Annotated in this window: 17 protein-coding genes; 15 read left to right on the top strand and 2 right to left on the bottom strand. The window is 50.0% G+C overall.

What is annotated here, in order from left to right:
- Positions 1–29: 29 nt before the first annotated feature.
- Complete coding sequence (locus tag SB724_RS10040; protein WP_003150959.1) at positions 30–842, bottom strand: bifunctional hydroxymethylpyrimidine kinase/phosphomethylpyrimidine kinase; 813 nt, start codon at positions 840–842, stop codon at positions 30–32.
- 149 nt (positions 843–991) lie between these two features.
- Here SB724_RS10040 and SB724_RS10045 point away from each other — a divergent pair, with 149 nt between their 5' ends.
- From SB724_RS10045 to SB724_RS10080, 8 genes are all read left to right on the top strand, one after another.
- Positions 992–1,330 carry a PadR family transcriptional regulator gene (locus SB724_RS10045; protein ID WP_003150960.1) on the top strand — a complete coding sequence of 113 codons (339 nt, stop codon included), beginning with the start codon at positions 992–994 and terminating at the stop codon, positions 1,328–1,330.
- Entirely contained in the window at positions 1,323–1,958 is a 636-nt protein-coding gene (locus SB724_RS10050) for a permease prefix domain 1-containing protein (protein WP_132105616.1), read from the top strand. Before SB724_RS10045 ends, SB724_RS10050 begins: the two co-directional genes overlap by 8 nt.
- A gap of 44 nt (positions 1,959–2,002) precedes the next feature.
- Positions 2,003–2,530 carry a hypothetical protein gene (locus tag SB724_RS10055; RefSeq protein WP_410570973.1) on the top strand — a complete coding sequence of 176 codons (528 nt, stop codon included), beginning with the start codon at positions 2,003–2,005 and terminating at the stop codon, positions 2,528–2,530.
- An 84-nt stretch (positions 2,531–2,614) separates the two neighbouring features.
- Entirely contained in the window at positions 2,615–3,421 is an 807-nt protein-coding gene (locus SB724_RS10060) for a glycosyltransferase family 2 protein (RefSeq protein ID WP_410570975.1), read from the top strand.
- 14 nt (positions 3,422–3,435) lie between these two features.
- Entirely contained in the window at positions 3,436–4,119 is a 684-nt protein-coding gene (locus SB724_RS10065; RefSeq protein ID WP_012118732.1) for a uracil-DNA glycosylase, read from the top strand.
- Positions 4,120–4,269: 150 nt separating this feature from the next.
- Positions 4,270–4,596, top strand: a complete 327-nt coding sequence (locus SB724_RS10070) for a YwdI family protein (protein WP_410570977.1) — start codon at positions 4,270–4,272, stop codon at positions 4,594–4,596.
- Positions 4,597–4,614: 18 nt separating this feature from the next.
- On the top strand, positions 4,615–5,934 hold the full coding sequence (locus SB724_RS10075; RefSeq protein ID WP_021494757.1) for a purine/pyrimidine permease: 1,320 nt from the start codon (positions 4,615–4,617) through the stop codon (positions 5,932–5,934).
- Positions 5,935–5,997: 63 nt separating this feature from the next.
- Positions 5,998–6,369, top strand: coding sequence for a DUF423 domain-containing protein (locus tag SB724_RS10080; protein ID WP_410570979.1), 372 nt, complete (start codon positions 5,998–6,000; stop codon positions 6,367–6,369).
- A gap of 46 nt (positions 6,370–6,415) precedes the next feature.
- Here the strand turns inward: SB724_RS10080 and gerQ are convergent, their stop codons facing one another.
- Positions 6,416–6,961 carry a spore coat protein GerQ gene (gene gerQ / locus SB724_RS10085; protein ID WP_410570981.1) on the bottom strand — a complete coding sequence of 182 codons (546 nt, stop codon included), beginning with the start codon at positions 6,959–6,961 and terminating at the stop codon, positions 6,416–6,418.
- A gap of 280 nt (positions 6,962–7,241) precedes the next feature.
- Between gerQ and SB724_RS10090 the strand changes: the two genes are divergently transcribed.
- The 7 genes from SB724_RS10090 to SB724_RS10120 are packed head-to-tail and all read left to right on the top strand — an operon-like array spanning position 7,242 to position 14,357.
- The gene (locus tag SB724_RS10090) at positions 7,242–8,012 is read left to right on the top strand and encodes a glycosyltransferase family 2 protein (protein WP_017418665.1); all 771 of its coding nucleotides are present in this window, start codon (positions 7,242–7,244) and stop codon (positions 8,010–8,012) included.
- Positions 8,013–8,016: 4 nt separating this feature from the next.
- Positions 8,017–9,441 carry a capsular polysaccharide export protein, LipB/KpsS family gene (locus SB724_RS10095; protein WP_410570983.1) on the top strand — a complete coding sequence of 475 codons (1,425 nt, stop codon included), beginning with the start codon at positions 8,017–8,019 and terminating at the stop codon, positions 9,439–9,441.
- 22 nt (positions 9,442–9,463) lie between these two features.
- The gene (locus SB724_RS10100) at positions 9,464–10,633 is read left to right on the top strand and encodes a DegT/DnrJ/EryC1/StrS family aminotransferase (protein ID WP_310527261.1); all 1,170 of its coding nucleotides are present in this window, start codon (positions 9,464–9,466) and stop codon (positions 10,631–10,633) included.
- The gene (locus SB724_RS10105; protein ID WP_038460275.1) at positions 10,634–11,497 is read left to right on the top strand and encodes a GNAT family N-acetyltransferase; all 864 of its coding nucleotides are present in this window, start codon (positions 10,634–10,636) and stop codon (positions 11,495–11,497) included.
- Positions 11,497–12,618 (top strand): N-acetylneuraminate synthase family protein, encoded by a 1,122-nt coding sequence (locus tag SB724_RS10110; RefSeq protein WP_032875799.1) that lies wholly within the window; start codon positions 11,497–11,499, stop codon positions 12,616–12,618. The genes SB724_RS10105 and SB724_RS10110 overlap by 1 nt, the downstream gene beginning before the upstream one ends.
- A complete protein-coding gene (locus SB724_RS10115; protein WP_410570987.1) occupies positions 12,611–13,351 on the top strand; it encodes a cytidylyltransferase domain-containing protein in 741 nt (246 codons plus the stop codon). The genes SB724_RS10110 and SB724_RS10115 overlap by 8 nt, the downstream gene beginning before the upstream one ends.
- Before the next feature lies 1 nt (position 13,352).
- A complete protein-coding gene (locus SB724_RS10120; RefSeq protein ID WP_410570989.1) occupies positions 13,353–14,357 on the top strand; it encodes a PseG/SpsG family protein in 1,005 nt (334 codons plus the stop codon).
- Positions 14,358–14,382: the final 25 nt, after the last annotated feature.

The following is a 14,382-nucleotide window of genomic DNA, read 5'->3' on the forward strand; positions in this document are numbered from 1 at the left end:
CCCCCTCGATCATGAGGGGGATATTTATTTTATTTTCCGCTAAGACGCATCGCCGAATGTTTAGTCGGTCCGATGTATTGGTTCAGCGGGAAGGATTCTTTGATTGCCGCGGTGATAAATTCTTTTGCCGCATAGATGGCTTCCTTCACTTCAGCGCCTTTGGCCAGTTCTGCCGTCACGGCGGCGGAGAATGTGCATCCGGCTCCGTGCGTGTAAGGTGTATCAATCATTTCGCTTTCTAATACTTCCGCGGTTTCTCCGTCATACAGCACGTCGATCGCTTTTTCATGTTTCAATTTGCCTCCGCCTGTAATCAATACATATTTCGCGCCGAGTTCGTGAATTTTCTTGGCCGCTTCTTTCATGTCTTCCACTGTTTTTAATTCATCCATACCGCTCAGCTGGCTTGCTTCAAACAGGTTTGGCGTGATGACGGTTGCCAGAGGCGCCAATTGGGTGCGAAGCGCTTCGGCATGCTCCGGATACAGCACTTCGTTCGCTCCTTTGCAGACCATGACAGGATCGATAACGACATTCTTCAGCTGTTTTTCTTTAATCGTTTTCGCCGCAAGCTCTATGATCTCCACGGTAGGGAGCATTCCCGTTTTCATGGCGTCTACGCCGATTCCGTCAACAATCGTCGCCAGCTGTGCGCGAATCGTATCGGCATCGATCGGAAATACTTGATGATCCCAGCTGTTCTCCGGGTCCATCGCTACGATCACGGTCAAAGCCGTCATTCCGTATACGTTTTTTTCTTGAAATGTTTTTAAATCGGCCTGAATTCCCGCGCCGCCGCTGGAATCAGAACCGGCAATAGTAAGTGCTTTGTGCATTGACATATCAATGGCCTCCATCAGTGTTTTATATCTCATTATAGTTAGATTTTCTCCCGATCACAATACGGAAGGCTTGGAGGAATGATTTGACAGCCGCGGGGGATGTGCGTACAATACCTACATAAGATTACTAGGTAAGGGTGAGGAAATAAATGCTCAACAGGGAGCTTGTAAAGGGAAGCACGGTCATTCTGGTGCTGACGCTGCTGAATGAACGGCCCATGTACGGGTATGAACTTGTGAAAGAAATGGAGAAAAGAAGCGGGAATGAACTGCAAATGAAGGAAGGCACGCTGTACCCATCGCTTCATAAGCTTGAACGCCAAAGCTATATTTCTTCTTACTGGGAAAAGCAGACCAAAGGGCCGGACCGAAAATATTACCGGATCACCGATGAAGGAAAAAACATTCTAGCCGAACGGACGAAGGAATGGAATCTGTTCTCTGCTTTGATGGACCGGATGCTGAAGCGGGGCGGGCAGAATGGATAAGGACCTTTATGTGCAGGAAATCAGAAAAGGGCTGGAAGGCAAGGCCGGAAGTCGTGAATTATTAAAGGAAATCGAAAGCCATATTCATCATGCCATTTGTGATCATCTGGAAAAAGGCAAAACCGAAAGCGAAGCGATGGCGCTTATTCTGCGGGAAGTGGGGACTCCGTCTGAGATTATCTCTGCTTTTCAAAAAGCTTCGGCGGTGCCCGCGCGGACTTTTATGCTCTTTTATCTGTTCTGCAACTGCGGTCTTTTTGTGATGGGGGCGATGATTACGATGATGCACGCGTGGAGGATTCATCCCGCTGTTGACGCGCTGTGGAAAGGGATTTCCGTGTCAGTATGGCTGATTATGATCGGTTATGTGCTGTATTGGTTCCAAATCGGCTATCAAGCTGGCAAAGAGTTCGGGGCTGGCGGCAAAAAGCTTGCTGAGCGGACGGTATGGGCTTCAATGGTGCCGAATCTATGTTTTATGTTTGTCTTTTTGTTCAATCTGGTTCCGGCTGGGCTGTTTCCTTCGGCGGTCACACCGAGTTTTGCGGCAGTATGCGCCGTTGTGACGGTCTGTTTTCCGTTTTGCGGAAAATTGGGTTTTTACGCAGGCAGGCAGAGGCTTGCCTGATTTTTTTCACTATTTACATAGAAATTCTATATAGGAGTGATGAAATGAGACTGGGTTCGTGGATATACGGCGCGTGCGCCCAAATAGCCGTTACCTTATTTACCGTTTTCAGCTTGCTTCTCGTATTGCCTGTTGTGAGTCTTTTTATTATGGTAATGAACACGCTGCAAGATGCTTTTTTTGCTGTTTTCGGGATTTTGTTCCTTCTCTTATTTTATGCGCTGGGGTGGCTTTGGGCTGTTTCGTTTGCGCGTGAGTGGAAGGTGAAACTTTTCGAGCTGCAGATCAGTTCGCTCATTCCGCTGGCGGGTATATTATACTTGTACATTGACAGCGGGGTGAGTATACCGGAACTGATTCATGATTGGGATGAGGATGGATGTGCGCTTGTCCCGCCGGCTTTTGTCTGTTTGTGCACATGCTATGCGATGGTGTTGGTGCCTGTTTATCAATCAAAACTTTGGAACGCCATGGAGGCGGGCAGACTTAATGCCAAGGCGGTATGCACTGTTTGGGGAGACCTTCTGATCATTCTCGTTTTGCTGGCGGGCATGACCTGGATTTGTTTCTGAATGGGCCGAAATCAAAAATCCCCCCTGATCTCTCCGCCGCTTTATGTTTTAATAGAACATGAGAAAAAGCAGAAGGAGCGGGTCATGAATATATCAATTGTCATAGTCACGTATAACCGGATTCCGGCTTTGTGTGAGCTGCTGGAGTCGATTTCCATGCAGACCATAAAGCCTTATGAAGTGATCATTGTAAATGATGCCGGGGAATCAGTCGAGGAGGCGAAGAAGCTGTACAGCGATCTGCCGATTCAGATTATTGATTTAGAACAGAATACCGGACATGTGGAAGCGCGGAACGCAGGTGTGAAAAAAGCGTCGGGTGATTGTATCATGCTGTGCGATGATGATGATTTCATTACGCCGGGCCATTTGGAAAGAATGGCGGCTGCACTTGCTGATGCGGATTTTGTCCATTCTGACGCGGAAATTGTGTCATTTGAAGAACGGGGCGGCACGAGATACCCGGTGTCACGGAAGCCGTTCGCCTATACGGCGGATTATGCGGATATGCGGGTATTTTCCACGTACGTTCCGTCAGGAAGCATGTACAGGCGTTCTCTGCATGACACGTTAGGGTATTTTGATCCGGATGTCCATAATTATTGGGACTGGGACTTTTATTTGCGCGCCGCAAAACAGCACCATGTGAAGCGTGTTCCTTGCGCGAGCGTCATATATGCGTTTTTTGAGGGAGGCGGCAATCAGTCCGCGGATCTCGGCGGCAAACGGAAGCGGTACTTAGACCGGTTAAGCGAAAAGCACGGGCTTGGGGAGCTCCCGACGAAAAACTTCGCGGTTCTTCTTGAAGAGCCGGACATGAAGAGGCGGGAGGCGCCGACTGACATTGTGTGGGACGGAAAGCCCGTCCATTCAAGACTGCACAGTTCATAAGGGGGACGGACAGTTTGAAACAGCTTTTAAAAGACAGCTGGTGGAATCAGCTGAAAGATGAATTTGACAAACCGTATTATCAAGAGCTGAGAGAAATGCTGAAACAAGAATACAGCAGCCAAACGATTTATCCTGACAGCCATGATATTTTTAACGCCTTGCATTATACGCCCTATGAGGATGTAAAAGCGGTCATTCTCGGACAGGACCCGTATCACGGGCCAGGACAGGCGCACGGGCTTAGTTTTTCCGTTCAGCCCGGGGTCAGACAGCCGCCGTCTTTGAAAAATATTTTCATAGAGCTTCAGGACGATATCGGCTGCTCCGTACCGAACCACGGATCGCTCGTCAGCTGGGCGAAGCAGGGAGTGCTTTTGTTAAACACAGTGCTTACGGTTCGCCGCGGTCAGGCCAATTCCCACAAAGGCAAGGGATGGGAGCGGCTCACTGACCGCATCATTGATGTGGTGAATGAAAGAGAGAAGCCGATTGTCTTTATCCTGTGGGGGCGTCACGCGCAGATGAAAAAAGAGCGCATTGACACATCGAAACACATTATTATTGAATCGACTCATCCGAGCCCGTTTTCGGCAAGGAATGGCTTTTTCGGGAGCAGACCGTTTTCCCGTACAAACGCCGCCCTTGAAAAAATGGGTGAGCAGCCGATCGATTGGTGCATCCCCGACCTGCCGCAATAAACTTTTGAGGCGCTTCCGCCCGGCGGAAGCATCTTTTTTGACGTTCAGGGCGATATGCCGTCAGAAAAAATAACAAACTCAATTCTGCGATTCGCTCAGAAATTTGATAAAATGCAGGAAGAAGACAAATTACTGCTGGAGGATTTACTCATGAACATACATATCTCTGCTTTGATTCAGAAGATGGAAGAAGAACTGAGGCAGGCGAAAACGGCGCCCCACACCGAGGAGGTCAAAATGCACGCGGCCGCCATCCGCTCTCTGTGTGATGTCGTGCTCGGCACTCAGACGCACACCGCTCCGGCGCCTGTGCAGAATCCGATTCCGAAAGCGGCGCCGAAACCTTCCGCGTCTCCTTCGACAGACCCGCTGCTGCTTGAAAAAATGATGGGCAGCGCCGGGCTGAACCAATATCAGAAAAAAGCGAAAGACGAACGTGAGGAAGACGGAAACGGGGATTCCATTTTCGATTTTTAACAGGAGAGGTTGATTGACTTGAAACTGATACTCGGGGGTTTGCAATGGACGGCATTTATGATTGCGGCTGCGATTGTAGTTCCTGTCGCCATCGCACAATCATTTCACTTGAACCATGCCGATTCTGCCGCATTGATTCAGAGCACATTTTTTGTGCTTGGCGTCGCCGCGGTCATCCAATGTCTCCAGGGACATCGTCTGCCGATTAATGAAAGCCCGGCAGGCTTATGGTGGGGCGTATACACGATTTACGGCGGACTGACTGGCACGGTGTTTGCGACATTCGGCGAGACGCTGCGGGCGCTGCAGGGGGCGCTGTTATTAAGCGCTGTCTTTTTCTTTTTGTTCAGCCTTTTTAAAGTGATTGAACGGCTGGCCGTGCTGTTTACGCCGGTTGTGACCGGTGTGTATCTGCTGCTGTTGGTCATGCAGCTGAGTCAGCCGATTGTGAAAGGCCTTTTGGGCATCGGCTATTTAAAAAACAGCGTCGACGGCCTTGTATTCGGGCTCGCCATGGTTGTGACGGCGGCGATGTTCATCATGTCCCGATCGAATGTTACGTTCTTAAGACAGTATGCGATTCTCCTTTCGCTTGCCGGCGGATGGATCTTATTCGCCGTCTTCGGCGCTGCCAAACCGATTCAAATACCGGACCGCGTGATTCAGCTGCCGGCTCTTTTTCCGTTTGGAAAACCCGTGTTTGACAGCGGCCTGATCATTACGTCACTCTTCATTACCGTGCTTTTGATTGTCAACATGCTCGCGAGCATCCGGGTTGTAGAAGCGGCGGTGAAAAAATTCGGCGGCACCGTCGGGAAGCGGCGTGAGCGTCCGGCAGGGTTTGCGGCTTCGATCAGCCACCTTTTGAGCGGACTGTCAGGGGGTATTGCGCCTGTGCCGATTTCAGGGGCGGCCGGTTTTATTGAGACGACGAAGCTTCCTTCGAAAAAGCCGTTTCTTTTGGGAAGTGTATTTGTCATGATCATCAGTATGATCCCGCTATTTATGAATGCGTTTGCGAGTCTGCCCTCACCGGTCGGATTTGCGGTAAACTTCGTCGTTTTCTCCACGATGGCGGGTCTTGCCTTTACAGAGTTTGACTCTTATGAGAAAGCGGAGCAAAAACGAATCCGCTCCATTATCGGTCTGGCGCTCCTGACGGGGGTCGGCGTCATGTTTGTGCCGGAGAGCGCGTTATCAGGGATGCATCCGATCCTGATTTCGCTCTTAAGCAACGGCCTTGTGCTCGGGACGCTGCTGGCGATAGCGATTGACCGAATCCAGCTTATCAAAAAGAAAAAATCCGACAATCTCGTGTCATCGGACGGCGGACGTTGAATTTTGCCGATGTTGGGTTATGATTGAATTGGAAACTTTAACGAAAAGGCGGGAGAAAAATAGATGAAAGTGTTTATTATTCTTGGTGCGATTAACGCTTTATTGGCCGTGGCGCTGGGCGCTTTCGGCGCGCATGGGCTTGAAGGGAAAATCCCCGATAAATATTTGCAGGTGTGGCACACAGGCGTGCAATATCATATGTATCACGCGCTCGGTCTTCTGGCTGTCGCGTTTTTGGCCGAAAAGCTTTCTGGCGCAGGCAGTATTTCTGTTGCGGGCTGGCTGATGTTTGCGGGCATCGTGCTGTTTTCAGGAAGCCTGTACGTATTGAGCGTGACGCAGATTTCCATTCTCGGCGCGATTACACCGCTCGGCGGCGTGGCGTTTATCATCTCTTGGATTATGATTATCGTCGCGGCCGTCAAATATTTATAAAGAAAAAAAGCCAATCCTCTGTCAAGTGAGCGATTGGCTTTTTGATTTATCTCGGCGAATAAGAAGACATGGAGTACGGATAAGTATAAGCGATTTCCTCATCAAACGTGATGTAATCAAGGTAAATGGTCAAAAGCAGATAGCGGGTGCCCGTTTTCGGATCGCTGATGATGATATGGTCACGTCCCGCCGCCTGAATCACACCGCGGAAAATCTTTGAATTCCATTCTTTGCTGTTTTCAAATGTCATATAAATCGTCGCCGTTTTGCCTCGATTCAACCGCAGAATATTTTCAATGTATGACTCTTCAATCGGCAGCATGCCGGGAACGTTTTGTGACGATGATGAACCTGACGGAATCTGAAAGCTGCCGCCGCCCTGCTGCTGCGGCTGACCGGGGAACCCCCCGCCGAAGCTCTGCTGACCTTGCTGCATCGGCATTGTCATTTGCTGCTGCATCGGCATCATTTGTGATCCTTGGCCCTGTGGCTGCGGATAAGGATTAGGCCCGAGCTGCGGTTGGTATCCTTGCATATCCATTCCCATCCCCATCCCTTGCATTTGCTGATATTGATTCTTTTTCGGTTTCATATTGTTCCTCCTTTGATGAAAACCTCTTGATGCTGAAACCTCCTGAAAAGTATCAGACAGCCGACAGAGCAGCTGCTGTTTTTATCTATTCCACCATATGAGCCCAAAGAAAGATTTATGCGGAAAAAGAAAATACGCTCCAATAAGTCCGGACATCAGAGCCGGCTTTTTTTGTGCGCGCAATGCTGACTTTTCACATAATAGTCTGTATTCCTATCGCATCTTCCGCATAAGGAACATATGATAGCGGTAGTTTCAGGTGCGAAAAGGGGGTGACGAGTTGCCTAAAGTGTCAGTGATCATGACGAGCTATAACAAAAGTGACTATGTGGCCCGCTCTATTAAAAGTATTCTGTCTCAGACGTTTACGGACTTTGAGCTGTTCATTATGGATGACAACTCAAATGAAGCGACATTGGTGAAAATACGTCCTTTTCTCACGGATGACCGCGTCCGGTTTTATCAAAGCGATGTATCGGGCGTCAAAGAAAGAACGGAAAAAACACGCTACGCCGCCTTGATTAATCAGGCAATAGAAATGGCGGAGGGCGAGTACGTGACGTATGCGACCGACGACAACACGTATGTGCCGGAACGGCTTGAGAAAATGGTGAAAGAGCTTGATGAAGACCCGGAAAAAGCCGTCGTGTATTCAAGTTCCAAAACCTATCATCTGAATCAGCGGAAAGAGACGGTGAAGGAGACGGCCAGGCCCGCCGAACGGATCGTGTGGAACGCGCCGTGCGCCATTGACCATTGTTCGGTCATGCACCGGTTTTCCGTGCTGGAACAGGTCAAATCGGCATTCGGTTCCTATTGGGATGAAAGCCCCGCGTTTTACCGGATCGGTGACGCCCGTTTCTTCTGGAGAGTGAATCATTTTTATCCGTTTTACCCGATTTCTGAGGAGCTTGATATCAATTATATTACCGATCAATCCATCCATTATCAGCTTTTCGCGGCGGAGAAAAACGAGTTTGTGAACAGTCTTCCGCAGCAGACCACGTGCCGGGAGCTGAGGGAATCATTAAAAAAGCTTGGAAAGGGGTGAGGGCTTGTCGGCATACTTAGCGAATTATTGGGTGCTGTACCGGCAGTATATTGACCTTTTTCAGTCACTTCGCTACAAAGACATCCCGCTCGCATTGATCAGTAATTTTTATCAATATATCAGTCCGGCGCTTCGGGAGAGCATGGAGCAGAACCCAGAGCTTTTCGGTCCGGCGAATCAGCATATTCCTGAAGCCGGTATACAGCCATATTATGATCAAAAAAGGCAAAACATTAAGAAAACAGATGAGAAACCGGTAAACGGAAAAGTCATTCTGCATTTCGATCATCTTCGGTTCACCGAGGGAAACTACCGGCAGTTTGATCCGGCAAAAACAGCGGTACTGGCCAGATGGAGTCTGCCTGACCATTACGGGCTGCCCGTTATCTGCAAATTGGAGCTGACGGGAATGGGGCAAAAAGGGAACCCCGTCCCTTATATTGAAAAAGCCCATTCCATTTTGAAAGAGCTTCACAGCCATCCCGCTTTCGGAAACAGAGAATTTCAGGAACGTTTGTATAAAGACATTCCATTATTTATTGAAGCGATTGATGCCGTTGATATTTTGTTTACGGCCGAGAAGATTTCCGCCGTTGTAGTCGGCACGACAGAGGATATTTACAGCCGTGTGCTGGCGCTGATGTCAGCGAAAAAAAACGCCGTCAGCATCTGTCTCCAGCACGGAGCGCTCATGGGAGATGAAGCGTTTCTGCCCGTATTTACGGACTATCAGGCTGTATTCGGGGCTTATGAAGCGGAGTGGTATAAAGCAAAAGGCTGCAGGGATGAACAAATCATCATCACGGGGCATCCCCGTTTCGACGAGATTTTCTCAAGAGAACCGATTAATCAGGACACGTTTTACCGCAAACTTTCTTTTCTCCCGTCACAGCGGACGGTGCTGATCGCCACGCAGCCGTTTTCTGATGAATTTTATACGGGAGTGCTTGAAGAGCTTGCCGGCCAAAAGAACATGCAGCTCATTATTAAACCGCATCCGTGGGAAATCGGCAAAAACAAGCTGGATGCTTACAATCAGGTGCTGCGGAAATATAAAGCAGGAAAAATCATCAAAAAAGAGATGGAGCTGTATGACATTCTCCCGTATGTTGACGCTGCGGTGACTCAGACATCAACGGTCGGTCTTGAAGCGATGCTGTTTCAAAAGCCCGTGCTGATCGGAAAATCAGCGGGAACCCGCAGATACCCTTATTATCACTCACTTGGAGAATTTGTCTTTGAGGACCCGCAGGCACTCGCTCAGGAATTAATCCGGATATGCGAAAGCCCCGCAGAATATAAAAAAGCGGAACAGGCGCGCCGTGCTTTTGTCGCCGCGAACTACCCGGTTCAGGATTCGCTTGCCGCTTTATGCCAAGTGCTTCAGGAAAAAACCGGAGTCAGCTTCAGACGGGTTGACCCTTCATAAAAAAGATAGGAGCGCAAAGAAAATGGTGCAAAAAAGATCAGCTTTTCTTCCCTATTCATTGCCCATGATCGGGAAGGACGAAATTCAGGAGGTTATTGATACGCTTGAATCGGGCTGGCTTTCAAAGGGACCGAAAGTAGAGGCGTTTGAAAAAGCCTTTGCTGCCTGGACGGGGGCAAAGCACGCGATCGCGCTGAACTCATGTACCGCCGCTTTGTTTTTGGCCCTGAAAGCGAAAGGGATCGGTCCCGGCGACGAGGTCATCACGTCTGCCGTGACGTTCAGTTCAACGGCCAATACAATCGTGCACACAGGCGCCGTTCCGGTGTTTGTTGACATCGATCCGCTTACGCTGAATGCGGACCCTGAAAAAATTGAGGCGGCCGTCACCCCGCGGACAAAAGCGATTGTACCCGTTCATTTCGCCGGCCAGTCATGTGATATGGATCGGATTCTGGCCATCGCCGAAAAGCATCAGCTGTTTGTCTTAGAGGATGCCGCACATGCCGTGTATACCACGTATAAACAGAAAATGATCGGATCAATCGGTGATGCGACGGCATTCAGCTTTTACGCGACAAAAAACCTGGCAACCGGTGAAGGCGGCATGCTGACGACGGACGATGACGGGCTTGCCGATCAAATCAGGGTGCTCAGCCTTCACGGCATGAGCAAAGGCGCGTGGAACCGCTATTCTTCAAACGGAAGCTGGTACTACGAGGTCGAAACGCCCGGCTATAAAATGAATATGTTTGATCTTCAGGCAGCGCTTGGGCTCCATCAGCTGAAACGGATTGACAGCATGCAGCAAAGAAGAGCCGACATTGCGAGCCGCTACCAGGACGCCTTCAGACACATGAAAGGGCTGACCATCCCGCATGTCAGTGATGACGGGCGGCATGCATGGCATCTGTATGTTCTTCAAATAGAGGAGCGGGAGGCCGGGGTCAGCCGGAACGATCTGATTTCCGCTTTAAAAGACCAATATAATATCGGCACAAGTGTTCATTTTATTCCGGTTCCGTTCCATCCGTATTATCAAAAAACGTACGGGTATAAGGAAACTGACTTTCCGGCCGCGGCAGCGTATTATCACCGCACCGTGTCACTCCCTCTTTATCCGTCAATGACAGATGACGACGTTGAATACGTCATTGCAGCCGTTACGGATATCGTCAAAGGGGCTGATTAGGTGTACAGACTGAGGGAAAATCTTGCGCAGGACATGATTCATGCCTTCCTGCATCAGAAGGGCATCCAGCCGGAAGCCTATGAATCGTCGCTCTGTTTATTGGAAGAAAACAGCCTTCAAGGCGCGATTTTATATGAAAACTCTTCGTGGGAAAGTCAATTGTTCCGAAAAAATATCATCAATGTGAAGCTTGCAGCCGCAAACAGCACCGGACAGCTCAAAAGGCTGTTTCAGGAATTTTACGCGGCAAGGCGGGCGGCAGGCACTGATTTTATATTTATTAAAATACCGGCTGAAGATATCGGCGCGATGCAGGTCGTTCAGCAGCTTCCGAACGCTTATTTTGTAGGGAGTCTGCTCAAACTCGTCAGCCCGGTGCGTGTATATAACAGCACGCCGCCATTTGAGATTACAGAAGCCGGACCCGGCGACACGGAAGCGATCAGACGGCTGGCCCGCGACGCCTTTACAAAAAGCAGGTATTACCAAGACCCCCATCTCAGCTATGAAAGTGCAAACCGCCTGTTTGAAGAGTGGGCGCGGAATAACGCGGAAGGCAGAGCTTCGTTACAATTCGCCGCCACATATAAGGGAGAGACCGTGGGCTTTGTTCAGGGGCTGTCTAAAGGCGATGAATTCGTCCTTGATCTGATGGCGGTAAAACCGGGATTTGAAGGGAAAGGAGCGGGATTCCATTTAGCGGCGCACGTGATTGAACAATCATTGCGCTTTCAGCATAAGACTGTATCAGCGGGAACGCAGCTCCACAATGTAAGAGCCATCCGCCTGTATGAAAGAATGGGATTTAAAGCGGATGCGTCCTATTACTACTATCATGTGTGGCCCGGGAAGGAGGCGGACTGATGGCATCATGCAAAATCGGAACGAAGTCAATCGGCGAAGGTTCGCCCGTATTCATCATCGCCGAAGCCGGAATTAATCATGACGGAAAACTGAGCCAGGCGTTTGAATTGATAGATGCGGCCAGTGAGGCCGGCGCGGACGCGGTCAAGTTCCAAATGTTTCAGGCTGACAAAATGTATCAGAAAGACCCAGGCTTGTACAAAACCGCTGCGGGAAAAGATGTCTCGATATTTTCTTTGGTGCAATCAATGGAAATGCCCGCTGAGTGGATCGAACCGCTGCTTGAATATTGTAAGAAAAAAGGCGTGCTGTTTTTAAGCACGGTCTGTGACGAAGGCTCTGCCGACTTACTGTATGCGACTTCGCCTTCAGCCTTTAAAATCGCCTCATACGAGCTGAACCATCTGCCGTTATTGAAATATGTCGCAGGACTGAAGACACCGATTATCTTTTCCACCGCGGGCGCTGATATTTCAGATATTCAGGAGGCTTATCAAACCATTACCGGCGAGGGGAACACAGAAATTGCGATCATGCATTGTGTGGCGAAATATCCCGCGCCGCCTGAATACAGCAATCTGAGCGTCATTCCCATGCTTGCCGCCGCATTCCCGGATGCAGTGATCGGTTTCTCCGATCACAGCGCCCATCCGTATGATGTGCCGTGCGCGGCGGTCAGGCTCGGAGCGAAACTGATTGAAAAGCATTTTACGATCGATAAAAACCTGCCCGGTGCTGATCACTCCTTCGCCCTCAATCCGGATGAATTAAAAGAAATGGTTGCGGCGATCCGCTCGGTTGAAGCGGAGCTGCGGCAGGGCCATCACGCTCCGGTGCCGGAAGTGCTGTCGGGAAGCTCCCATAAAACGACGACACCGATTGAAGGAGATATCAGAAGGTTCGCTTACAGAGGCATTTTTTCAACAGCGCCGATTCAAAAAGGTGAATGTTTTACGGCTGAAAACCTTGCCGTCCTTCGTCCCGGTCAAAAACCGCAGGGGCTCCACCCGAGATATTTTGAGCTTTTAACTGACGGCGCGCGTGCGGTCAGGGATATCCCCGCCGACACGGGCATCACTTGGGATGACCTTTTGACGAAAGGCAGCCCATATGATGACTGACATTTTGTTTATCATTCAGGCGCGGATGGGAAGCGGGCGTCTTCCCGGCAAAGTGCTGAAACCGATCGGCGGGTATACGATCCTCGATATGATTGTCAAAAGGGTTCGGCAAAGCGCGTATTATGATCAATCACGGGATAATCTGATTGTCGCCTCGTCTGACAGCAAGACCGACGACATTCTGTCTGCGCACTGCCTCAGCAAGAACTACCGTGTGCACCGCGGCAGCGAGCAGCGCGTGCTTGACCGGTTTGCACAAGTCATCGAACAAGTAAAACCGGATATCGCAGTCAGACTGACGGGGGATAACCCGTTTGTCGACCCTTCGCTGCTTGATTTTCTGATTCAATCGCATTTAGATCAGCACGCAGACTACACGTATATCTGCGGTACACCGCTCGGCATCGGCGGCGAGGCGGTAAACGCGCGCCTTTTAACGGAGATCAATGCCGACAAAACGCTGGCGGACAAATATCAGGAGCATGTCACGCTTTTAATAAGAGAATCTCCTGAGAAGTACCGGCTTCTCTTTCCTGAGCCCCCGCAGGAACTCCGGGCTCCTCACTTGCGGATGACCGTCGATACCGAAGAGGACTACAGGCTGGCCCGCGAGCTGTACGTAAAAGCGGGCTCGCGTCCTGATATTCCGGCAAAAGAATTGATCCATCTGCTGAATCGTGATCCGGAGCTCAGGGCCATTAATCAAATGATCCGGCAAAAAGAGGCTGATTAGCATGCGGGTTTTGATTTTCGCGGACGGGGGCCGTGACATCGGCATGGGGCACGCGGTGCGGATGAAGCTGCTTGCCGGTGCCATTAAGAACAATTGCTCAATAACGTTCTACACAAATAAAGAGGCTTCTTCTTATCTGTCTTCTGATCAATGGGAAGTGATCATCAAGCCTGACAAGGGACAAAAGGAATTTATTGTCCGGGAAATAAACAGGCAGGCTCCTGACCTTCTCATATTCGATCTGCTCGATATGCCGTGTGACTGGTTAGAGGAAATCAAAAAGCATTCATCGGCGCGCATCGTCTTATTTGAAGAAAAACGGGAACATGTCATTCATTTATGCGATGCCGTTATAAACGGCATTTACGGAGGGCTGAAAAGCCGGACGGTTCAAATGGGCAGCGCCGCGGTATATGAAGGCCCGGATTATTTGATTCTTCATCCGGGTTTTGAAAAAGCCAAACAGCTTTATCAGCTGAGAAAAGAATGCCGGACCATATTGGTTTCATTAGGAGGAAGCGATCCGAAGAAGCTTGTCTTTAAAGTGATGGAAGCATGCCGCCGCATCCCCGGCATTCAGCGAAAACGAGTGATCATCGTCATGGGCGGCGCCGCGCCTCATGCTGATGACGTGCGCGCGCATCTTACACAAATGCCTTATGCCGAGATGGTAAGGCAGACAAATGACATGGCCGCGCTTCTCGTGAGGGCTGATATGGCCGTCGTGTCCGGCGGGATCACTTTATATGAAACCATTTGTACAGGTGTGCCCTGCATCGTACTTTCTCAAGTGGAGCATCAAACTGAGACGGCGGGAAAATTCGCCGCACGGGGGGCCGCCGTTCACCTCGGCCTTGGTGAAGGCATATCAGCGGACGTTCTCGCACGGCATATGTCTGACATGGCCGCTGATTATCCTCTGCGGACCGGACTTCATCAAAACGGAAAGCCGCTGGTTGACGGCAGGGGCATCAAACGGGCGGCGGCGATTCTTTATGATTTGTGATAAAACCACACGTAAGGAAGTGTTC

The organism is Bacillus sp. SIMBA_031, from assembly GCF_046535225.1.
In the GTDB taxonomy this organism is placed as follows: Bacteria; Bacillota; Bacilli; order Bacillales; family Bacillaceae; genus Bacillus; species Bacillus velezensis.